Origin of the sequence: Vibrio sp. 1F263 (assembly GCF_041439035.1) — a bacterium.
GTDB classification, from domain to species: domain Bacteria; phylum Pseudomonadota; class Gammaproteobacteria; order Enterobacterales; family Vibrionaceae; genus Vibrio; species Vibrio tasmaniensis_A.
This window is the reverse complement of sequence record NZ_JBGONI010000017.1, coordinates 39,618-60,038: the sequence shown is the minus strand read 5'-3', so window position 1 is coordinate 60,038 and position 20,421 is coordinate 39,618. Positions and strand designations below refer to the sequence as shown.

At 44.6% G+C, this 20,421-nt stretch carries 21 protein-coding genes; 17 read left to right on the top strand and 4 right to left on the bottom strand.

Going from position 1 to position 20,421, the window contains the following annotated elements; genetic code table 11:
- Positions 1-168: 168 nt before the first annotated feature.
- The 4 genes from gyrB to dnaA form a co-directional block, all read right to left on the bottom strand.
- Positions 169-2,586 (bottom strand): DNA topoisomerase (ATP-hydrolyzing) subunit B, encoded by a 2,418-nt coding sequence (gene gyrB / locus ACED25_RS12605; protein WP_009848139.1) that lies wholly within the window; start codon positions 2,584-2,586, stop codon positions 169-171.
- Positions 2,587-2,603: 17 nt separating this feature from the next.
- The gene (recF, locus tag ACED25_RS12600) at positions 2,604-3,683 is read right to left on the bottom strand and encodes a DNA replication/repair protein RecF (RefSeq protein WP_371695400.1); all 1,080 of its coding nucleotides are present in this window, start codon (positions 3,681-3,683) and stop codon (positions 2,604-2,606) included.
- Between the two features lie 74 nt (positions 3,684-3,757).
- Positions 3,758-4,858 carry a DNA polymerase III subunit beta gene (gene dnaN, locus ACED25_RS12595; protein WP_010433159.1) on the bottom strand — a complete coding sequence of 367 codons (1,101 nt, stop codon included), beginning with the start codon at positions 4,856-4,858 and terminating at the stop codon, positions 3,758-3,760.
- An 81-nt stretch (positions 4,859-4,939) separates the two neighbouring features.
- Positions 4,940-6,361: a chromosomal replication initiator protein DnaA gene (gene dnaA / locus ACED25_RS12590; RefSeq protein WP_009848136.1), complete on the bottom strand. Its 1,422-nt coding sequence runs from the start codon at positions 6,359-6,361 to the stop codon at positions 4,940-4,942.
- A gap of 309 nt (positions 6,362-6,670) precedes the next feature.
- Between dnaA and ACED25_RS12585 the strand changes: the two genes are divergently transcribed.
- From ACED25_RS12585 to atpF, 17 genes are all read left to right on the top strand, one after another.
- A complete protein-coding gene (locus ACED25_RS12585) occupies positions 6,671-7,420 on the top strand; it encodes an amino acid ABC transporter substrate-binding protein (RefSeq protein WP_029223762.1) in 750 nt (249 codons plus the stop codon).
- A gap of 134 nt (positions 7,421-7,554) precedes the next feature.
- Positions 7,555-8,226, top strand: a complete 672-nt coding sequence (locus ACED25_RS12580; protein WP_009848134.1) for an amino acid ABC transporter permease — start codon at positions 7,555-7,557, stop codon at positions 8,224-8,226.
- The gene (locus ACED25_RS12575; protein ID WP_009848133.1) at positions 8,223-8,960 is read left to right on the top strand and encodes an amino acid ABC transporter ATP-binding protein; all 738 of its coding nucleotides are present in this window, start codon (positions 8,223-8,225) and stop codon (positions 8,958-8,960) included. Before ACED25_RS12580 ends, ACED25_RS12575 begins: the two co-directional genes overlap by 4 nt.
- A 206-nt stretch (positions 8,961-9,166) precedes the next feature.
- Positions 9,167-9,301, top strand: coding sequence for a 50S ribosomal protein L34 (gene rpmH / locus ACED25_RS12570; protein ID WP_004735800.1), 135 nt, complete (start codon positions 9,167-9,169; stop codon positions 9,299-9,301).
- A 45-nt stretch (positions 9,302-9,346) separates the two neighbouring features.
- Positions 9,347-9,670 carry a ribonuclease P protein component gene (gene rnpA / locus ACED25_RS12565; RefSeq protein WP_029223763.1) on the top strand — a complete coding sequence of 108 codons (324 nt, stop codon included), beginning with the start codon at positions 9,347-9,349 and terminating at the stop codon, positions 9,668-9,670.
- Complete coding sequence (yidD, locus tag ACED25_RS12560; RefSeq protein ID WP_004735802.1) at positions 9,637-9,894, top strand: membrane protein insertion efficiency factor YidD; 258 nt, start codon at positions 9,637-9,639, stop codon at positions 9,892-9,894. The genes rnpA and yidD overlap by 34 nt, the downstream gene beginning before the upstream one ends.
- Positions 9,895-9,896: 2 nt before the next feature.
- Positions 9,897-11,516 carry a membrane protein insertase YidC gene (gene yidC, locus ACED25_RS12555; RefSeq protein ID WP_009848131.1) on the top strand — a complete coding sequence of 540 codons (1,620 nt, stop codon included), beginning with the start codon at positions 9,897-9,899 and terminating at the stop codon, positions 11,514-11,516.
- Positions 11,517-11,645: 129 nt separating this feature from the next.
- Positions 11,646-13,007, top strand: a complete 1,362-nt coding sequence (mnmE, locus tag ACED25_RS12550) for a tRNA uridine-5-carboxymethylaminomethyl(34) synthesis GTPase MnmE (RefSeq protein WP_371695399.1) — start codon at positions 11,646-11,648, stop codon at positions 13,005-13,007.
- Between the two features lie 50 nt (positions 13,008-13,057).
- A complete protein-coding gene (gene mioC / locus ACED25_RS12545) occupies positions 13,058-13,492 on the top strand; it encodes an FMN-binding protein MioC (protein ID WP_371695398.1) in 435 nt (144 codons plus the stop codon).
- Positions 13,493-13,972: 480 nt separating this feature from the next.
- Positions 13,973-15,868, top strand: a complete 1,896-nt coding sequence (gene mnmG / locus ACED25_RS12540; protein ID WP_012605106.1) for a tRNA uridine-5-carboxymethylaminomethyl(34) synthesis enzyme MnmG — start codon at positions 13,973-13,975, stop codon at positions 15,866-15,868.
- Positions 15,868-16,500 carry a 16S rRNA (guanine(527)-N(7))-methyltransferase RsmG gene (gene rsmG / locus ACED25_RS12535; protein ID WP_009848127.1) on the top strand — a complete coding sequence of 211 codons (633 nt, stop codon included), beginning with the start codon at positions 15,868-15,870 and terminating at the stop codon, positions 16,498-16,500. The genes mnmG and rsmG overlap by 1 nt, the downstream gene beginning before the upstream one ends.
- A gap of 14 nt (positions 16,501-16,514) precedes the next feature.
- A complete protein-coding gene (locus ACED25_RS12530; RefSeq protein ID WP_009848126.1) occupies positions 16,515-17,288 on the top strand; it encodes a ParA family protein in 774 nt (257 codons plus the stop codon).
- A 23-nt stretch (positions 17,289-17,311) separates the two neighbouring features.
- Positions 17,312-18,193, top strand: a complete 882-nt coding sequence (locus ACED25_RS12525) for a ParB/RepB/Spo0J family partition protein (protein WP_012605105.1) — start codon at positions 17,312-17,314, stop codon at positions 18,191-18,193.
- 192 nt (positions 18,194-18,385) lie between these two features.
- Positions 18,386-18,775: a F0F1 ATP synthase subunit I gene (locus ACED25_RS12520; RefSeq protein ID WP_008221392.1), complete on the top strand. Its 390-nt coding sequence runs from the start codon at positions 18,386-18,388 to the stop codon at positions 18,773-18,775.
- A gap of 8 nt (positions 18,776-18,783) precedes the next feature.
- On the top strand, positions 18,784-19,581 hold the full coding sequence (gene atpB / locus ACED25_RS12515) for a F0F1 ATP synthase subunit A (RefSeq protein ID WP_009848124.1): 798 nt from the start codon (positions 18,784-18,786) through the stop codon (positions 19,579-19,581).
- Positions 19,582-19,630: 49 nt separating this feature from the next.
- Positions 19,631-19,888, top strand: a complete 258-nt coding sequence (gene atpE, locus ACED25_RS12510) for a F0F1 ATP synthase subunit C (RefSeq protein WP_004411110.1) — start codon at positions 19,631-19,633, stop codon at positions 19,886-19,888.
- A 59-nt stretch (positions 19,889-19,947) separates the two neighbouring features.
- On the top strand, positions 19,948-20,418 hold the full coding sequence (gene atpF / locus ACED25_RS12505; RefSeq protein ID WP_010433231.1) for a F0F1 ATP synthase subunit B: 471 nt from the start codon (positions 19,948-19,950) through the stop codon (positions 20,416-20,418).
- Positions 20,419-20,421: the final 3 nt, after the last annotated feature.

The window sequence follows — 20,421 nt, the reverse complement described above, 5'->3', positions numbered from 1 at the left end:
ACTTAAAAACAAAAAAGACCGTCATTTCTGACAGTCTTTTCAATAAGATATTGAGTTTTTTGAGACGAAGCTATTTCGTTTTAGTTCAAGGAAGAGGCGCGGAGCATACGAATGTATGTGAGCACCTCTAACACAGAAATTAAGCGAAAGAGCGAAGTATCAAAGATACTAAACGTCTAGGTTAGCTACTTTAAGTGCGTTTTCTTCGATGAAATTACGACGCGGTTCTACTTGGTCGCCCATCAACGTTGTAAACAACAGGTCAGCACCAACAGCATCTTCAATCGTTACTTGCATCATACGACGAGTTTCAGGATCCATTGTCGTTTCCCAAAGTTGATCAGGGTTCATCTCACCTAGACCTTTGTATCGTTGTAGGCTCAGGCCACGACGAGACTCTTTCACTAACCAGTTCAGAGCTTCAACGAAGCTAGAAACTTCTTGAGTACGCTCGCCACGCTTAATGTAAGCACCTTCTTCAATCAGGCCATCAAGTGCTTCAGAAAGATCCGCTAGCTTGCCAAACTCTTTCGAGTTAATCAGATCAATGCTCAGTACGTGTTCATGAGTTACACCATGAGTACGAACCACAATCTTAGGCACGCTTAAACCTAGCTCTTCGTGTTTTTCAACTTCAAGGCTGTATTGGCTTGCACCCGCTTCTTTACCGTTTAGCTGCTCTACTAGCTGCTTACCCCAAGCTTCAACCACCGCGTCATCATGACACTGCTCAGCGGTTAGGCGAGGAACGTAAATCAGTTCGTGAACCAATGCGCGTGGGTAGCGGCGGCTCATACGATCAACCAGCTTGATGCCTGCATTGTATTGCTGAACAAGCTTCTCTAAGCCTTCACCGGCAAACGCAGGTGCTTCAGGATTTACGTGCAGTTCTGCATTGTCTAAAGCCAAAGATACTTGATACTGGTTCATCGCATCTTCATCTTTGATGTACTGCTCTTGCTTACCCTTCTTCACTTTGTAAAGTGGCGGTTGAGCAATGTAGATGTAACCACGTTCAATCAGCTCAGGCATTTGACGGTAGAAGAACGTCAGTAGCAGAGTACGGATGTGAGAACCATCGACATCGGCATCGGTCATGATGATGATGTTATGGTAACGCAGTTTATCTGGGTTGTATTCATCACGACCAATACCACAACCAAGGGCTGTGATTAGCGTTGCGACTTCTTGAGAAGACAGCATTTTATCGAAACGCGCTTTCTCTACGTTAAGGATTTTACCTTTAAGCGGTAGGATTGCTTGGTTCTTACGGTTACGCCCCTGCTTAGCTGATCCGCCAGCAGAGTCTCCTTCCACAATATATAGTTCAGACTGTGCAGGATCTTTTTCCTGACAGTCAGCTAGTTTACCTGGAAGACCCGCTAAATCTAATGCGCCTTTACGACGAGTCATCTCACGAGCTTTACGCGCTGCATCACGAGCACGCGCTGCATCGATAATTTTAGAACAAACGATTTTCGCTTCACCTGGGTTCTCAATTAGGAACTCAGATAACTTCTCACCCATCGTAGACTCAACGGCAGACTTCACTTCTGAAGAAACCAGCTTGTCTTTCGTTTGGCTTGAGAACTTAGGATCTGGCACTTTCACCGAAACAATCGCAGTCAAACCTTCACGAGCATCATCACCTGATGTTGAAGTCTTCGCTTTCTTCGAGAAGCCTTCTTTATCCATGAAGCTGTTCAAGGTACGCGTTAGTGCAGCACGGAAACCCGCTAAGTGAGCACCACCATCGCGTTGAGGGATGTTGTTGGTGAAACAGTAGATGTTCTCTTGGTAACCATCGTTCCACTGCATTGCAACTTCAACGGTAATGCCGTCATCACGCTCTGAATCAAAGTGGAAAATCTTTTGGATGATTGGTGTTTTGTTGGTATTAAGGTGTTCAACAAACGCTTGGATACCGCCTTCGTATTCGAAGTGATCCATTTTGTCTTCTTCACGCTTATCAATTAGCTTAATTGATACACCTGAGTTCAAGAATGATAGCTCACGTAGACGCTTAGCTAAAATGTCGTAATGGAACTCGATGTTAGTGAAGGTTTCTTCACTCGGCCAGAAACGAATCTCTGTACCTGTTTTATCCGTGTCACCGATAACCGCTAGTGGCGCTTGAGGCTCACCGTGGCTGTAGGTTTGAGTGTGGATTTTGCCACCGCGGTGGATAGTAAGAGTAACTTGCTTAGAAAGTGCGTTAACTACTGAAACACCAACACCGTGCAGACCACCAGATACCTTGTACGAGTTATCATCGAACTTACCACCAGCGTGAAGAACCGTCATGATTACTTCTGCTGCTGATACTTTTTCTTCTGGGTGCAATTCTGTTGGAATACCACGGCCGTCATCGCTTACAGACACTGAGCTATCTTCATGGATAGTTACAATGATGTCATTACAGTGACCAGCTAGCGCTTCATCAATAGAGTTATCTACCACCTCAAAAACCATGTGGTGCAGACCGGTACCATCATCCGTGTCGCCAATGTACATTCCAGGACGCTTACGTACCGCATCCAGACCCTTCAGTACTTTAATACTCGATGAATCGTAATTATCTGACATAGTTACTCTCTGACTAATTATCCTTGCTCTATTTTGCCATGTTCCACATGAAACATCCTGCTATTTTCGTCATGCATATCTGCAATCTGATCAGCGGTAATAGAGCTTACAAAAACTTGAGCCTGGGTCGCCTTTAAACACTCAGCAAGACGTGCTCGGCGTTGGCTATCTAATTCGGAAGCAAAGTCATCTATCAAATAGATGCACTGCTTACCTGTCATTTGAGTGAGGTGCTGCCCTTGTGCTACTCGCAGCGCGCACACCATCAACTTCAATTGACCTCGTGACAAGACATCTTCCACTGGAGTGCCGTTCACTTTTATCTTCAGATCCGCTTTGTTTGGCCCACCAAAGGTGTAACCAAGCTGCTGATCCCTTTCAAAATTCTTTTCTAAAATATCGGCATATGGGGTGTCCTTGTCCCAACCACGATAATAGTTAATCTTTATCTCAAACTCAGGAAGGAAGGTCGCACAGATTTCTTCGGCGACTTCTTTAAGCTGCTCAACGTAAGTGGCACGCCACTGGCTGATACTTTCAGCTAAACGGGCCAATTCTTGGTCCCAATAGCTCAGTTCTCGATAGTTTGTTGCCGTTTTCAATAAGGCGTTTCGTTGCTTATTGAGGCGCTTTACCCTCCCCCATGCATCATAAAAGCCGGACTCACTGTGGAAGACTCCCCAATCAATAAATGCGCGGCGATGCTTAGGTCCATCGGTTAGTAAATCAAACCCTTCCGGGTGAATCAACTGCAAAGGTAAAACCTGTGCTAACTGAGCCAATTTTTGCCCAGTTTGACCGCTTATTTTAACCTCTGTTGTGCCATCGCGCTGCTTATTAATGCCAATTGGCAGCTCAAATTGATCCGAGGTCATAAAACGGCCATGTACAAACAGCTCACTGCACTCGTTTTGTATGATACGGCCGGTGAGTGAACTCTTAAATGAGCGACCATGTCCGAGCAGATATACCGCTTCAAGGACACTGGTTTTTCCGCTCCCGTTAGCCCCTATAAGAAAGTTAAAGCCTGATGACGGTTGAATGTCACAGGCTTCTATATTTCTAAACTGCTTAACGATTAAGCGCGATAAAGGCATAACGTCTTCATATTAATCTTCAATCACGACTCGATAGGTAAACGTTGTTGATCAGTAAACATCACAAACAACGCTTATAAGCGAATAGGCATAACAACGTACATCGCGCTGTCGTCTTGTGCGTTCTCGATAAGAGCACTCGCATTGGCGTCTGACATTGAGATGCGAACTTGCTCACAACGTAGTGTGTTCAGAACATCCAATACGTAGCTTACGTTGAAGCCAATCTCTAGCGCGTCACCGTCGAAGTTAACATCTAACACTTCTTCCGCTTCTTCTTGTTCTGGGTTGTTCGCGGTAATGCGCATCTCGCTATCTACAAGATTAACGCGAACACCACGGAATTTTTCGTTCGACAGAATCGCAGCACGAGAAAATGCTGAACGTAATTCATCACAACCAGCTTCAAGTGTCTTGGTAGTATTTTGCGGCATTACGCGGCGATAATCAGGGAAACGACCATCAACCAGCTTAGAAGTGAAGACATAGTTGTTCACTTCAGCACGCACATTAGAGTTACCAATCTGCAGCGTTACCGGTTGCTCTGGTGCATCCAGTAGCTTCACTAACTCTTGCACACCTTTACGAGGAACAATGATCTGCTTCTGAGCAAAATCGGCACCCAATTGTGCTTGAGATACCGCCATACGGTGACCATCAGTTGCGACACTTCGTAGGATCGAACCTTCAATCTCAAACAACATACCGTTGAGGTAGTAACGAACATCTTGGTTCGCCATTGAGAATTGGGTTTTCTCGATAAGACCGCGTAGCTCAGCTTGTGTCACTGACACTTCAACTTCACTGCTCCAGTCTTCAATGTTTGGAAAATCTGCCGCAGGTAATGTTGCTAATGAGAAGCGGCTACGACCAGAACGAACCTGAATACGATCGCCATCCAATACCACAGTGATCACTGAGCTGTCTGGCAAGCCACGACAGATATCTAGGAATTTACGTGAAGGTACAGTAATGCTGCCCGCTTCGAAATCACCTTCAAGCGTTACACGGCTGATCAGTTCAACTTCTAGATCCGTTGCTGTCATCGACAACACGTTATCTTCTACTTTAATCAGTAGATTTCCTAGAATTGGAAGCGTTGGCCTGCCACCGAGTGCGCCAGATACTTGTTGTAATGGCTTAATCAGGTGACTACGTTCAATGGTAAATTTCATATCTTGCTCTTACGGTCTAAATGGCACTGCGTAATAGTACGTGGCCAAGATTCTGCTTATTAAGGTTAAGAATACTGTGTATTAAGAAGAAAGGGTACGAATCAAGTTCGAATAATCTTCTTTAATGTCGTGGCTCTCTTCACGCAACTGAGCAATCTTACGACAAGCATGCAGTACGGTCGTGTGGTCACGGCCACCGAATGCATCGCCAATCTCAGGCAAGCTGTGGTTGGTTAACTCTTTAGCCAGTGCCATCGCCAGTTGGCGTGGACGAGCAACAGAACGAGAACGACGTTTAGATAATAGATCAGCAACTTTGATTTTGTAGTATTCAGCGACTGTCTTTTGAATGTTATCAATGGTGACGAGTTTTTCTTGCAGGGCAAGTAAGTCACGCAGTGCTTCACGCACGAAATCGATCGTGATCGGACGGCCAGTGAAGTTTGCATTCGCAATAACACGGTTCAATGCGCCTTCAAGCTCACGAACGTTAGATCGTAAACGCTTAGCAATAAAGAATGCCACTTCATCCGCAAGGTGAATTTGGTGGTCTTCGGCTTTCTTCATTAAGATCGCAACACGAGTCTCAAGCTCAGGAGGCTCAATCGCTACCGTCAAACCCCAGCCGAAGCGAGATTTAAGACGATCCTCTACCCCGTTGATCTCTTTTGGATAACGGTCAGAGGTTAGAATGATCTGTTGGTTGCCTTCAAGCAGCGCATTAAAGGTATGGAAAAACTCTTCTTGAGAGCGCTCTTTATTCGCGAAAAATTGGATATCATCGATAAGCAAAGCATCAACACTACGGTAGTAGCGCTTAAATTCTTCAATCGCGTTATTTTGTAACGCCTTCACCATATCCTGAACAAAACGCTCAGAATGCATGTAAACCACTTTCGCATTCGGCTTATTATCAACAATGGCATTACCCACCGCATGCAACAAGTGTGTCTTACCTAAACCGGTGCCACCGTATAAAAACAACGGGTTATAAGCTGTTCCTGGATTATCAGAAACCTGACGTGCCGCCGCCAAACCCAATTGGTTTGATTTACCCTCAACAAAGTTATTGAACTTATGTTTTGGGTTTACGTTTGAACGGTGGTTAAGATCAACCGCTACAGGCTCTTCATCACGCCAGATATTGTGAACAGGCTTACGAGCTTGTAACTGCGCAGGTGCTGACGATTCAGCGGCCACATCAGCGGCTGTACGGGTACGAGCTGGGGCGATAGTCTCAGATTTTGGAGCAGTAACTCGTTTGTTCCCAATTTCAAAATGAAGATGCGGGATATCATTACCACAATATTCTTGTAGCAAACGGTTAATGCTATTTAGGTACTTATCGCGCACCCAATCGAGTACAAATCGGTTTGGTGCAAATAGAGTTAGAGTATTACCATTGAGCTCCGCTTGTAACGGACGTACCCACATACTGAATTCTGTAGCTGGTAACTCTTCTTGAAGCTGTTGCAAGCATTGCAACCAAAGCGAAGATGACACGGTGCCCCACTCTATTTAAGTTATATGAAATGACCGTTAATTTTACCTGTTGATAAGTCAGATCACCAGCAATTGATCACAGATCCAGTGAATAAGATCCAAGTTATTCACAATAAATTTGTAAATAATCGGTGGATCCACACATCTTGCCCCTAATTTACTCACACAATGATCCACTTATGCCCGGATCCTTACTAGTTATCCCCAAATCGAGAATGCGATCTGGTTATGGTTAATAACATCTGGTTATTTATTCTATTGAGCATTTTCCCAGTAACATCCAACCCTATAAATATAAGGAGTTACCAAATGAATAACTGGATTAAGGCTGCAATTGCGGCTATCGCACTCTCTGCTGCTACTGTTCAAGCCGCGACTGAAGTTAAAGTCGGCATGTCTGGTCGCTACTTCCCGTTTACGTTCGTTAAACAAGACCAACTACAAGGTTTTGAAGTGGATTTATGGGATGAGATCGGTAAGCGTAACGATTACAAGGTTGAATACGTAACGGCAAACTTCTCTGGTCTGTTTGGTCTTCTTGAAACGGGTCGTATCGATACCATTTCAAACCAAATTACAATGACGGATGCACGTAAAGCGAAATACCTATTCGCAGACCCATACGTAGTAGACGGTGCACAAATTACCGTTCGTAAAGGTAATGACAGCATTAAGGGTATCGAAGACCTTGATGGCAAGACGGTTGCGGTAAACCTAGGTTCAAACTTTGAACAACTGCTGCGCAGCTACGATAAAGATGGCAAGATCAATGTTAAAACCTACGATACAGGTATTGAGCATGATGTCGCTCTTGGTCGTGCCGATGCATTCGTAATGGATCGCCTATCAGCACTAGAGCTTATCAAGAAGACGGGGCTACCATTACAGCTAGCGGGGCAGCCATTCGAAACCATTGAAAACGCTTGGCCTTTCGTGGACAACGACAACGGTAAAAAACTGCAAGCAGAAGTAAACCAAGCATTAGCAGCAATGCGCGCAGATGGTACGCTAGAAAGTATCTCTCAGAAATGGTTTGGTGCGGACATTACTCAGAAGTAATCACTCACTATCTCCATTCGAGGCCCACTGCTTTACACGGCGGTGGGCTTTTTGCTTTTGTGCACTGATTAAAAGCCTGATAGAACAGTATTTCCAAATAGAACAACACTTCCAATACTAATACGAGATAGATTATGGGATTTGACTTTAATTACATGCTAGAGCTGTTGCCAATACTACTGAAGTATTTAGGCACCACGATGGAGATGGCGACTTGGGGCTTGTTCTTTGCTCTGATCCTGTCTCTGATACTGGCGAATATTCGTGTATTCAAAATCCCAGTACTCGACCAACTGAGCCAGCTGTACATTAGCTTCTTTCGAGGCACACCACTGTTGGTACAGCTTTTCCTCCTTTATTACGGCTTACCACAAGTATTCCCGTGGATGGTTGGGTTGGATGCTTTCAGCGCCGCTGTAATTGGCTTAACCCTGCACTTTGCCGCGTATATGGCAGAAAGTATTCGTGCCGCGATTATCGGTATTGATCGTAGCCAGATGGAAGCCAGCCTCTCAGTCGGTATGACAACCAGTCAAGCGATGCGCCGAGTGATCTTGCCGCAAGCAACCCGCGTAGCACTGCCTTCTTTAATGAACTATTTCATCGACATGATCAAGTCGACTTCACTTGCATTCACCTTAGGTGTAGCCGAAATCATGGCTAAAGCTCAGATGGAAGCTTCTTCAAGTTTCCGCTTCTTCGAGGCTTTCTTAGCAGTCGCGCTGATTTACTGGGGCGTAGTGGTTATCCTCACTCGTATTCAAATTTGGGCCGAAGTGAAACTGAATAAGGCGTATGTACGATGATCAAATTACAAAATATCCACAAGCAGTTTGGTGACACCGAAGTTTTGAAAGGGATCGACCTAGAAATCAAACAAGGTGAGATAATTGTCATCATAGGTTCGAGTGGTACGGGTAAGTCTACCCTGCTGCGTTGTGTGAATTTTCTAGAGCAAGCCGATCAAGGTATTATTTCGATTGATGATATTAAGGTTGATGCTCAGAAACACACCAAAGCAGAGGTGCTTGCACTGCGTCGTAAGACTGGTTTTGTATTCCAAAACTATGCACTATTTGCTCACCAAACCGCGAGACAGAATATCGCTGAAGGTTTGATTACCGTTCGTGGTTGGAAAAAGAAGCAAGCCCATGAAAAAGCACAACAAATACTCGACGACATTGGCTTAGGAGAGAAAGCTGATAGCTACCCAGCCGCGCTCTCTGGTGGCCAGCAGCAACGGGTTGGTATTGGCCGTGCAATGGCTCTACAACCAGAGCTTTTACTGTTTGATGAGCCGACTTCAGCGCTTGATCCTGAATGGGTTGGCGAAGTGCTTAACCTAATGAAAAAACTAGCAAATCAGCATCAAACCATGCTGGTGGTTACTCACGAAATGCAGTTCGCTAGAGAGGTCGCAGACCGAGTGATCTTCATGGCTGATGGCCACATTGTCGAACAGGGATCTCCACAGGATATTTTTGGTAATCCACAGGATCCTAAATTAAAGAAATTCTTAAATAAGGTCGGGATCGAATAAGGATCCTTGTGATTTTAGTTATTCTACGTATAATCCCCCGACCGGAATTTTAGTTAACCCAATCATTGACACTTTTTGTGACAGTGATTACAATTCCGCCTCTTTGTTGAGAGGCGTCGGTTTTCCTTTCTTATATAAAGAAGAGAAAAAATGCCCACGCCGGGTTTAACAAAAACCTAAAACTACTGATCAGTAAGGTAATTACAATGAAACGCACTTTTCAACCTACAGTTCTAAAGCGTAAGCGTACACACGGTTTCCGTGCTCGCATGGCTACTAAGAACGGTCGCGCAACAATCAATGCACGTCGTGCAAAAGGCCGTAAGCGTCTTTCTAAGTAATCTTTGATTATTTTGAATAAGCTAGCCTTCGGTCGGGAGTTACGCTTGTTAACTCCCGAACATTATCAGAATGTCTTCAAGCAAGCTCATCGAGCAGGCTCCCCTCATTTCACCATCATTGCCCGAAATAACTCTCTTTCAAATCCTCGCCTTGGATTAGCTGTTCCGAAAAAGCAGATTAAAACCGCCGTGGGTCGTAATCGATTCAAGCGTCTTACTCGTGAAAGCTTTCGTAACACTCAACACAAACTTCCTAACAAAGATTATGTTGTAATCGCTAAGAAGAGCGCGCAAGATTTAAGCAATGAAGAAATGTTCAAGCTACTCGACAAATTATGGCTTCGCCTGTCTCGCCCTTCGCGTGGATAGCGCTAATACCCATCTATTTTTATAGATGGTTTATTAGTCCACTCATCGGCCCACGCTGCCGATTTACTCCAACCTGCTCTTTATATGCGATAGAAGCGTTGAAAGCTCACGGTTTTGTAAAAGGGTGTTGGTTATCAGGCAAACGTCTATTAAAATGCCATCCTTTGAACGAAGGGGGCTTTGACCCCGTTCCACCAGTCCAAAAACAAGACAGAGATAAATAACGATGGATTCTCAACGTAATATCCTGTTAATCGCATTGGCTTTGGTTTCTTTCCTACTGTTCCAACAATGGAACGTAGCTCAGAACCCAGCTCCACAAGCGGTTGAGCAGGCACAATCTGGCAGCACCCTACCAGCGCCATCTTATGCAGATGATCTAGACCCGGCTCCTGGTCAAGTTGCTTCTGCTAAAACTATCACAGTAACAACTGATGTTCTGACTCTGTCAATTGATACGGTTGGTGGTGATGTCGTTACAGCAAACCTAAACGATTACTCTGCTGAGTTCGATTCTGAAGATACTTTTGTTCTTCTTAAAAACGAGCCTGGTCACCAATTTATCGCTCAAAGCGGTCTAGTGGGTCCTCAAGGTATCGATTTAAGCAGCACTAACCGCCCTAGCTACACGGTTTCAGCAGACAGCTTCACGTTGGCTGAAGGTCAAGATGAACTACGCATCCCAATGACTTACCAAGCGAACGGCCTGGATTACACAAAAACATTCGTCCTTAAGCGCGGCAGCTACGCGATTGACGTTGAATACGATGTAGTCAACAACTCTGGCAATAACGCAACATTCGGCATGTACGCTCACCTACGTCAAAACGTTATGGATGACGGTGGTAGCCTAACAATGCCAACTTACCGTGGTGGTGCTTACTCTACGGAAGATACGCGTTACAAAAAATACAGCTTCGACGACATGCAAGATCGCAACCTTTCTCTTAACCTAGCAAACGGTCAAGGTTGGGCAGCGATGATTCAACACTACTTTGCAAGTGCTTGGATTCCACGCGACGAAGCAGGCAGCAACCTTTACACTCGTGTAATTGGTAACCTTGGCGACATCGGTGTTCGCATGCCGAACAAAACCATCGCTACTGGCGACGAAGCAAGCTTCAAAGCAACGCTTTGGGTTGGTCCTAAACTTCAAGACCAAATGGCTGCTGTTGCACCAAACCTAGACCTAGTAGTTGACTACGGTTGGTTATGGTTCATTGCTAAACCACTTCATACTCTGCTTTCATTTATTCAAGGCATCGTTGTGAACTGGGGTCTGGCAATCATCTGTCTAACTTTCATCGTTCGTGGTGCTATGTACCCACTAACGAAAGCTCAGTACACGTCTATGGCGAAAATGCGTATGCTTCAGCCTAAGCTGACTGCAATGCGTGAGCGTATTGGCGACGACCGTCAACGCATGAGCCAAGAAATGATGGAGCTTTACAAGAAAGAGAAAGTAAACCCACTAGGTGGCTGTTTACCTATCCTTCTTCAAATGCCTATCTTCATTTCGCTATACTGGGCACTAATGGAGTCTGTTGAACTGCGTCACTCACCGTTCTTCGGTTGGATTACTGACCTTTCAGCACAAGACCCATACTACATCTTGCCACTTCTGATGGGTGCTTCAATGTTCCTAATCCAGAAGATGAGCCCGACAACTGTAACGGATCCAATGCAGCAGAAGATCATGACCTTTATGCCGGTTATGTTCACATTCTTCTTCCTGTTCTTCCCTTCAGGTCTGGTTCTTTACTGGCTAGTATCGAACATCGTAACTCTAATTCAGCAAACGCTTATCTACCGCGCACTGGAAAAGAAAGGCTTACATTCTAAGTAAGTTCGATAATAGAAAGAGATAAAGAAAGGCGACCAAAAGGTCGCCTTTTTGTTTTTAGCTGATTACAATTCAGCTAATTGATTAATCGTGAATGCCCTCTTTGGCTTTCACATGCTAGCAGGCACACCTATGACTACAGATACGATTGTTGCTCAAGCGACCGCGCCAGGCCGTGGTGGCGTCGGTATTATCCGCGTTTCCGGCCCATTGGCGACTCAGGTTGCCCTAGAAGTAACAGGAAAAACACTTAAGCCTCGCTACGCTGAGTACCTGCCGTTTAAATCTCACGATGGCATCGAACTCGACCAAGGTATCGCGCTTTTCTTCCCTAACCCACATTCGTTTACTGGCGAAGACGTGTTAGAGCTGCAAGGCCACGGCGGTCCGGTGGTGATGGATATGCTAATCAAACGAATCCTCGCGATCTCAGGCGTGCGTGCTGCGCGTCCAGGTGAGTTTTCAGAGCGTGCCTTCTTAAACGACAAGATGGATTTAACTCAAGCCGAAGCGATTGCTGACCTGATTGACGCAAGCTCAGAAGAAGCGGCGAAATCTGCACTACAATCCCTGCAAGGTGAATTCTCAAAGCGTATTAATACACTGGTAGATTCCCTGATTTACCTAAGAATCTACGTTGAAGCGGCTATCGACTTCCCTGAAGAAGAAATTGATTTCCTTGCTGACGGTAAAGTAAGTACTGACTTACAGGCTATCATCGACAATCTCGAAGCTGTGCGCCAAGAAGCCAATCAAGGTGCCATCATGCGTGAAGGTATGAAAGTCGTGATTGCAGGTCGCCCAAATGCGGGTAAATCGAGCCTATTAAATGCATTGTCAGGCAAAGAATCTGCCATTGTGACTGATATTGCCGGCACTACGCGTGATGTACTGCGTGAACATATCCATATTGATGGCATGCCACTGCATATTATTGATACCGCAGGCCTACGTGAGGCCTCTGATGAAGTAGAAAAGATAGGTATTGAACGTGCTTGGGAAGAAATAGCTCAGGCAGACCGAGTTTTATTTATGGTTGATGGCACAACAACAGACGCAACCGACCCGAAAGATATCTGGCCAGATTTCGTTGATCGTCTACCAGACAACATCGGAATGACGGTAATTCGTAATAAAGCGGATCAAACCAGTGAAGAGTTAGGCATTTGTCATGTTAACGATCCAACCCTGATTCGCTTATCAGCCAAAACAGGCCAAGGTGTCGACGCTCTGCGTAGCCACCTCAAGGATTGCATGGGCTTTGCTGGTGGTCATGAAGGTGGCTTTATGGCGCGCCGCCGCCACTTGGATGCACTAGAACGCGCATCGGAACACCTTGATATTGGGCAACAGCAGCTTGAAGGCTACATGGCCGGAGAGATATTAGCGGAAGAGCTTCGTATCACCCAACAGCACCTCAATGAGATCACGGGTGAGTTCAGTTCAGACGATCTTTTAGGTCGCATCTTCTCTTCATTCTGTATTGGTAAATAACCTTAAAAGGCCGGCTCATGCTGGCCTTCTTCTTTAGTAAGGACAGCTTAATGATCCACATTATTACAGGTAGCACCTTAGGTGGTGCAGAGTACGTTGGCGATCACCTTAATGATCTTCTTGAAGAGCAAGGTCATGAAATAACCCTTCATAATCAACCTGAATACGATGATATCCCCCAACAAGGCTTTTGGTTGTTGGTCACTTCAACTCATGGTGCCGGTGAATTTCCAGATAATATTAAGCCGTTTATCGACGCATTGACCCAGCAATCTCCAGATTTAAGCCGGGTTCGCTTTGCTGTAGTGGCGCTTGGAGATTCGAGCTACGATACCTTCTGTTTGGCAGGTAAATTAGTCCACAGCCAACTAAACGAGCTCGGTGCTCAAGCTATTTCTGGCTGTTTTACCATCGATGTTCTTGAAACACCGGTCCCAGAAGATGCTGCAGAGGAATGGTTTAACGATCATAGTGACCAGTTTTAACACCTCAATCTTCTAAAAAGCGGCTTATGCCGCTTTTTTTGTCTCTGAAAATCGTGATTGTGAATAACTTTTTTGAAAATAAATCGAAATACATGTCCTTTTTTTCAATTTTCTCTGTGGATAAGATCATACATATACGGTGATCAACCTATAGTTATCCAAATAACAACTTTCTAGGTAATTTCCCCTTGTGCATAAGTAGCCATTTTGATCCCAGCTAATCCTCATTATGATCAAAGTTAGATCACACCCTTTGATCCAAAAAAGATCCATGATCTTGTTGATCATTTTCTACTTATCCACAGACACCCTCGATCCTAATAATAGATCTAATAAAAGATCTCTCTAAAGATCTTATCTATATTAATTAAAAACAGCTTTTTCGAAAAATTCCAAAAACGTTTTCTCAAGCTATGAAAACAGGTAGAATATCGCTCCTTTTTATCAATCTAGAAACGTTTGAGTACCTGAGGTCGGTTCATGCTTTATCACGAAAAATTTGACGTCATCGTTGTTGGTGGTGGCCATGCAGGAACGGAAGCCGCACTCGCATCTGCACGTACTGGTCAAAGTACGTTATTACTAACTCATAATATCGATACGTTGGGACAGATGTCTTGTAACCCAGCCATTGGCGGGATCGGTAAGGGCCACTTGGTAAAAGAGGTCGATGCTATGGGTGGATTAATGGCGCAAGCTATTGATCATGCAGGTATTCAGTTCAGAACATTAAACGCATCAAAAGGCCCTGCGGTACGTGCAACTCGTGCACAAGCTGACCGCGCACTTTACAAAGCCTTTGTCCGTAATGTTCTTGAAAACACACCAAACCTAACTCTGTTCCAACAGTCGGTTGATGACTTGATCGTTGAACAAGATCAAGTGGTGGGTGTGGTTACGCAAATGGGCCTCAAATTCCGCGCTAATGCTGTGGTCTTAACGGTAGGCACATTCCTAGGCGGTAAGATTCATATTGGTATGGAAAGTTCATCGGGTGGACGTGCGGGTGATCCACCATCGATCGCGCTCGCTGACCGTCTTCGTGATCTTCCATTTCGTGTTGATCGCCTGAAAACGGGTACACCTCCTCGCATCGATGCACGCAGCGTTGATTTTTCTGAGCTTGAGGTTCAACACGGCGATAATCCGACTCCGGTTTTCTCATTCATGGGTAACCGAGCTCAGCAGCCGCGTCAGATTCCATGTTACATCACGCACACTAACGAAAATACGCATGACGTTATTCGTGCCAACCTCGATCGCAGCCCGATGTACGCAGGTGTGATTGAAGGTATTGGCCCTCGTTACTGTCCGTCGATTGAAGATAAAGTGATGCGCTTTGCTGATAAAAACAGTCACCAAATTTTCATTGAGCCTGAAGGCCTAACGACGCACGAGTTATACCCGAATGGTATTTCAACCAGTTTGCCGTTTGATGTTCAGGTAAAAATCGTTCACTCAATGAAAGGTTTTGAGAACGCACACATCGTCCGTCCTGGCTACGCGATTGAGTACGACTTCTTTGACCCCCGCGATCTTAAACTGACTTACGAGACCAAGTTTATTAAGGGTCTGTTCTTTGCGGGGCAAATCAATGGCACCACCGGCTACGAAGAAGCTGCAGCACAAGGCTTAATGGCCGGTTTGAATGCGAGTTTGTTTACGCAAGGCAAAGAGGGCTGGAGCCCACGCCGCGATCAAGCTTACATGGGTGTACTTATCGATGACTTGTCGACAATGGGTACCAAAGAACCGTACCGCATGTTTACATCTCGCGCGGAATACCGCTTGTTGCTTCGTGAAGACAACGCTGATATCCGTTTGACTGAAAAGTCACGTGAACTTGGCTTGGTCGACGATGCTCGTTGGACGCGATTCAACGAGAAGATGGAAAACATGGAGAAAGAGCGTCAACGTCTTAAAGAAACATGGATTAATCCAAAATCTGAAGATATTGATCAATTGAACCAGATCCTGAAAACACCAATGTCTCGTGAAGCGAGTGGTGAAGATCTTCTTCGTCGTCCTGAAATGACTTATTCACAGCTAACGTCGTTGGATCGTTTTGGTCCAGCACTCGAAGATCAACAAGCGTCTGAGCAAGTTGAGATCCAAGTGAAGTACGATGGCTATATCCAACGTCAACAAGATGAAATTGAAAAATCACTGCGTCATGAAAACACCAAACTGCCGGCTGACATCGATTACAGTAAGGTAAAAGGGCTTTCTAACGAAGTGGTTCTAAAACTAACTACCGCTAAACCAGACTCAATTGGTATTGCATCGCGAATCTCAGGTATCACACCTGCTGCAATTTCAATTCTGTTGGTTTACTTGAAAAAACACGGCCTGTTGAAAAAAGGTGAGGAAGCATAATGAGCGCATTACGCGAAAAACTGGATCACCTGATTGGCCAGACTGAACTTGAAGTATCTGAAAAGCAACGCAGCCAATTGGTTGGCTACGTTGAGTTACTAAACAAGTGGAACAAAGCATACAATCTGACGTCAGTTCGTGATCCGCAAGAAATGATGGTGAAACATATCTTAGATAGCATCATTGTTAGCACTCACTTACAAGGCAAGCGCTTTATTGACGTTGGCACAGGCCCAGGTCTTCCTGGGATTCCGCTCTCAATCATGAATCCTGACTGCGAGTTTTACTTGCTAGACAGCTTGGGTAAGCGTATTCGTTTTATCAAGCAAGTGATTCATGAGCTGGGTATCGACAACGTGGTGCCGATTCAAAGTCGTGTTGAAGAATTTCAACCAGAAGAAAAGTTTGATGCCGTGCTCAGTCGCGCATTTGCATCAATGACAGACATGGTAGAGTGGTGTCATCATTTACCTAAAGAGCAATCCGGTGTATTTTTGGCTCTTAAGGGACAACATCCTAGAGACGAAATCGACCTGTTACCTGAATGGTGTTCAGTGACAGACATTAAAGCTTTGCAAGTGCCAGAGCTTGATGGAGAGCGTCATCTAGTTACTTTATCGCGTCAGGGATAATCAGCGAGGCCATAGTGGGTAAAATCGTAGCAATTGCCAACCAGAAGGGTGGCGTAGGAAAAACAACAACTTGCATTAACTTGGCAGCATCAATGGCGGCAACAAAGCGCAAGATATTGGTTGTTGACCTCGATCCTCAAGGTAATGCCACGATGGCGAGCGGTGTTGACAAGTATCAGGTTGAAGCAACTGCTTACGATTTGTTGGTTGAAGACACCCCATTTGATGAGGTAGTTTGCCGAAGTACATCTGGCAACTATGACCTTATCGCCGCAAATGGTGATGTTACAGCGGCAGAAATCAAATTGATGGAAGTGTTTGCTCGTGAAGTTCGCCTAAAGAACGCGTTGGCATCCATTCGTAATAACTATGATTTCATCTTTATCGATTGCCCACCGTCATTAAATCTTCTTACAATTAATGCGATGGCTGCGGCCGATTCCGTATTGGTTCCTATGCAATGTGAATACTTTGCTCTGGAAGGTTTGACTGCGTTGATGGATACCATTAGCAAGCTCGCTGCGGTGGTAAATGAGAACCTGAAGATTGAAGGTCTTCTGCGTACTATGTACGATCCTCGTAACCGCTTATCGAACGAAGTATCTGATCAACTCAAAAAGCACTTCGGTAGCAAAGTCTATCGAACTGTGATCCCTAGAAATGTGCGTCTGGCAGAAGCGCCGAGTCATGGCAAGCCAGCAATGTACTACGACAAATATTCTGCAGGAGCTAAGGCATATCTTGCTCTTGCTGGCGAAATGTTACGTCGTGAAGAAGTCCCAGTATAGGTCCAACCAAAGGAATTCGCTCAATGTCTAAGCGTGGTTTAGGAAAGGGGCTAGATGCATTGCTTGCAACTAGCTCATTAGCTCGTGAAAAGCAGCAAGTTGCTTCTTATAGTCAGGCGTTGTCGGCTGATGGTGAGCTTATCGAATTGGCTGTTGGTTGCTTAAAGCCAGGTGTATATCAACCGCGTAAGGATATTGCGCCGGAAGCGCTAGAAGAGCTGGCAGCATCAATCCAATCTCAAGGTATTATTCAGCCAATCGTTGTACGCCCCTTAGCACACGACCAGTTTGAGATTATTGCTGGCGAACGTCGTTGGAGAGCTGCTCGTCAAGCTGGCCTTAAGCAAGTGCCATGTCTAATTAAGAGAGTCGAAGACAAGGCCGCGATTGCGATGGCATTGATCGAGAACATTCAGCGTGAAGACTTGAATGCTATCGAAGAAGCACAAGCGTTAGAGCGCTTGCAGAACGAATTTGAGCTGACACATCAACAAGTTGCTGAAGTGATCGGTAAATCGAGAGCAACGGTTAGTAACTTATTACGTCTAAATCAGCTCGAAAATGAAGTAAAAGGTTTAGTTTCTAACAAACACCTGGAAATGGGGCATGCTAGAGCATTGCTTGCGCTCGAAGGCGATACCCAGGTTGAGGCAGCAAACACTGCGGCAACCAAAAAAATGACCGTGCGTCAAACTGAGCAGCTTGTTAAAAAGTGCTTAAAGCCAGACGTTGAATCAGAATCGAAGCAAGAAGACACTGAAGCTATCGAACTTTCACGAAGACTCACGGAAAAATTGCAAGCAAACGTTTCAGTTACTCGTTCTGTTAGTGGGAAGTCAAAAGTGACAATTACTCTTGATGAGCCTCACAAATTAGATCAACTTATTGCTAAATTAGAGTACTAAGTGAGATAATTGATTTAGGTCAATTATGTAATGAACAAGTGATTTCGTACAAAAGTTGTCGGTTTGTATACAAAAATGTAAATGATTGCTGCATTCTTATTGCAATCAATTTGGCTGAACGTATAATTTTCGCCAATTTATCAGCACGCTTTTAAGCGAGTATCAAAGTAGGCTTAAAAGAGGAACGAATACATGGTAGCGGCGTTAGCAAGACCAGGACGAGTGCTTGCAAAGCAAATGTTATTGATCGAGCTTAGCGCGGTTATATTAGTGGCGATAGGGTTAGGTTTAGCTGTTAATCCTGATTGGGGTTTTGCTGCATTAATCGGTGGCGGTATTTTTGTCATCGCGAATGTAGTTTTTTGTGTGTGTGCTTTTCTATTTTGTGGAGCTCGCGCAACTAAGTTAGTTGCGGCGTCGTTCTATGCAGGTGAAGCGCTCAAAATCTTAATCACAGTTCTACTATTCTCTATCGTCTACATGTATATGCAGGTGGAATTAATTCCCCTCAAACTGACCTATTTACTGGTTCTAGGTATTAATATCTTTGCGCCAGTGCTTTTCATTAACAATAAAAAATAGGATGAGTTATGGCTGCGCCAACAGCATCCGGATACATTGAACACCATTTACAAAACCTTTCTTTAGCTAAGTTTGGTCTTGTAGAGGAGACAAGTTTCTGGAACGTACATATAGACAGTCTGTTTTTTTCGGTGTTGACAGGGATGTTATTCCTTTGGGTTTTTCGCTCAGTCGCTAAGAAAGCAACAGTAGGTGTACCTGGTAAGCTTCAGTGTTTTGTTGAAATGGTAGTGGAATTCGTTGGTGACAACGTTAAAGAAACTTTCCATGGCCGCAACCCTCTGATTGCCCCACTAGCACTGACTATATTCTGCTGGATTATCATTATGAACTTGATGGACTTAGTGCCTATCGATTTCTTACCATATCCTGCAGAGCATTGGCTAGGTATCCCTTACTTGAAAGTGGTTCCTACAGCTGATGTTAATATAACAATGGCAATGGCTTTAGGTGTTTTTGCTCTGATGATCTACTACAGCATCAAAGTGAAAGGTCTAGGCGGATTTGCTAAAGAATTGGCACTGCATCCATTTAATCACCCAATCATGATTCCATTTAACTTGGTACTTGAGGTAATTTCGTTATTAGCGAAGCCACTATCTCTAGGTATGCGTTTATTTGGTAATATGTTTGCGGGTGAGGTGGTGTTTATTCTTATCGCGGCAATGCTACCGTGGTACTTACAATGGGTAGGTGCACTACCTTGGGCTATCTTCCATATCTTGGTTATTTTGATTCAAGCGTTTGTTTTCATGATGTTGACAATCGTTTACTTATCAATGGCTCATGAAGATAGTGATCACTAAAAAATTTTTAAGCTTTATTCTAACTATTAATGTTAATCGGAGAACGTAAATGGAAACTGTACTAAGTTTTTCAGCAATCGCTGTTGCTATCATTGTTGGTCTTTGTGCCGTAGGTACTGCAATTGGTTTTGCTATTCTTGGTGGTAAATTCCTAGAAGGCGCTGCGCGTCAACCTGAAATGGCTCCAATGCTACAAGTTAAGATGTTCATCATCGCTGGTCTATTGGATGCTGTTCCAATGATCGGTATCGTAATCGCACTACTATTCACGTTTGCTAACCCATTTGTTGGTCAACTAGCAGGCTAATTAACTTCTAAATAGTTAATTAAATTTTTGTAGTTGATTCTTAACGAGGGGTAGCTGTTGTGAATATGAACGCAACTCTGCTAGGTCAAGCAATTGCTTTTTCACTGTTTGTTTGGTTCTGCATGAAATATGTATGGCCACCAATCATGCAAGCAATTGAAGAACGTCAGAAAAAAATTGCTGACGGTCTGGTAGCCGCTGAACGCGCTGCTAAAGACTTGAACCTGGCACAAGCCAACGCTTCTGAGCAAATGAAAGAAGCAAAGCGCACTGCAACTGAGGTTATTGATCAGGCAAACAAACGTAAAGCTCAAATTATTGATGAAGCACGCGAAGAGGCTCAGGCAGAACGCCAGAAGATCTTAGCGCAAGCTGAAGCAGAAATTGAAGCAGAGCGTACACGTGCCCGTGATGACCTGCGCAAACAAGTCGCAACTCTGGCTATAGCTGGTGCTGAGAAAATCCTTGAACGTACAATCGATAAAGATGTACACGATGATCTTCTTAACAACATTACTGCAAAACTTTAAAGC

Bases quoted from the DNA above. Each gene is read 5' to 3' on its own strand.
- ACED25_RS12585 (WP_029223762.1), top strand. From the start codon at position 6,671: ATGAATAACTGGATTAAGGCTGCAATTGCGGCTATCGCACTCTCTGCT.
- ACED25_RS12575 (WP_009848133.1), top strand. From the start codon at position 8,223: ATGATCAAATTACAAAATATCCACAAGCAGTTTGGTGACACCGAAGTT.
- rpmH (WP_004735800.1), top strand. From the start codon at position 9,167: ATGAAACGCACTTTTCAACCTACAGTTCTAAAGCGTAAGCGTACACAC.
- yidD (WP_004735802.1), top strand. From the start codon at position 9,637: ATGGCTTCGCCTGTCTCGCCCTTCGCGTGGATAGCGCTAATACCCATC.
- atpE (WP_004411110.1), top strand. From the start codon at position 19,631: ATGGAAACTGTACTAAGTTTTTCAGCAATCGCTGTTGCTATCATTGTT.
- mioC (WP_371695398.1), top strand. From the start codon at position 13,058: ATGATCCACATTATTACAGGTAGCACCTTAGGTGGTGCAGAGTACGTT.
- dnaN (WP_010433159.1), bottom strand. From the start codon at position 4,858: ATGAAATTTACCATTGAACGTAGTCACCTGATTAAGCCATTACAACAA.
- atpB (WP_009848124.1), top strand. From the start codon at position 18,784: ATGGCTGCGCCAACAGCATCCGGATACATTGAACACCATTTACAAAAC.
- mnmG (WP_012605106.1), top strand. From the start codon at position 13,973: ATGCTTTATCACGAAAAATTTGACGTCATCGTTGTTGGTGGTGGCCAT.
- ACED25_RS12520 (WP_008221392.1), top strand. From the start codon at position 18,386: ATGGTAGCGGCGTTAGCAAGACCAGGACGAGTGCTTGCAAAGCAAATG.
- ACED25_RS12580 (WP_009848134.1), top strand. From the start codon at position 7,555: ATGGGATTTGACTTTAATTACATGCTAGAGCTGTTGCCAATACTACTG.
- mnmE (WP_371695399.1), top strand. From the start codon at position 11,646: ATGACTACAGATACGATTGTTGCTCAAGCGACCGCGCCAGGCCGTGGT.
- rsmG (WP_009848127.1), top strand. From the start codon at position 15,868: ATGAGCGCATTACGCGAAAAACTGGATCACCTGATTGGCCAGACTGAA.
- recF (WP_371695400.1), bottom strand. From the start codon at position 3,683: ATGCCTTTATCGCGCTTAATCGTTAAGCAGTTTAGAAATATAGAAGCC.
- yidC (WP_009848131.1), top strand. From the start codon at position 9,897: ATGGATTCTCAACGTAATATCCTGTTAATCGCATTGGCTTTGGTTTCT.
- gyrB (WP_009848139.1), bottom strand. From the start codon at position 2,586: ATGTCAGATAATTACGATTCATCGAGTATTAAAGTACTGAAGGGTCTG.
- ACED25_RS12525 (WP_012605105.1), top strand. From the start codon at position 17,312: ATGTCTAAGCGTGGTTTAGGAAAGGGGCTAGATGCATTGCTTGCAACT.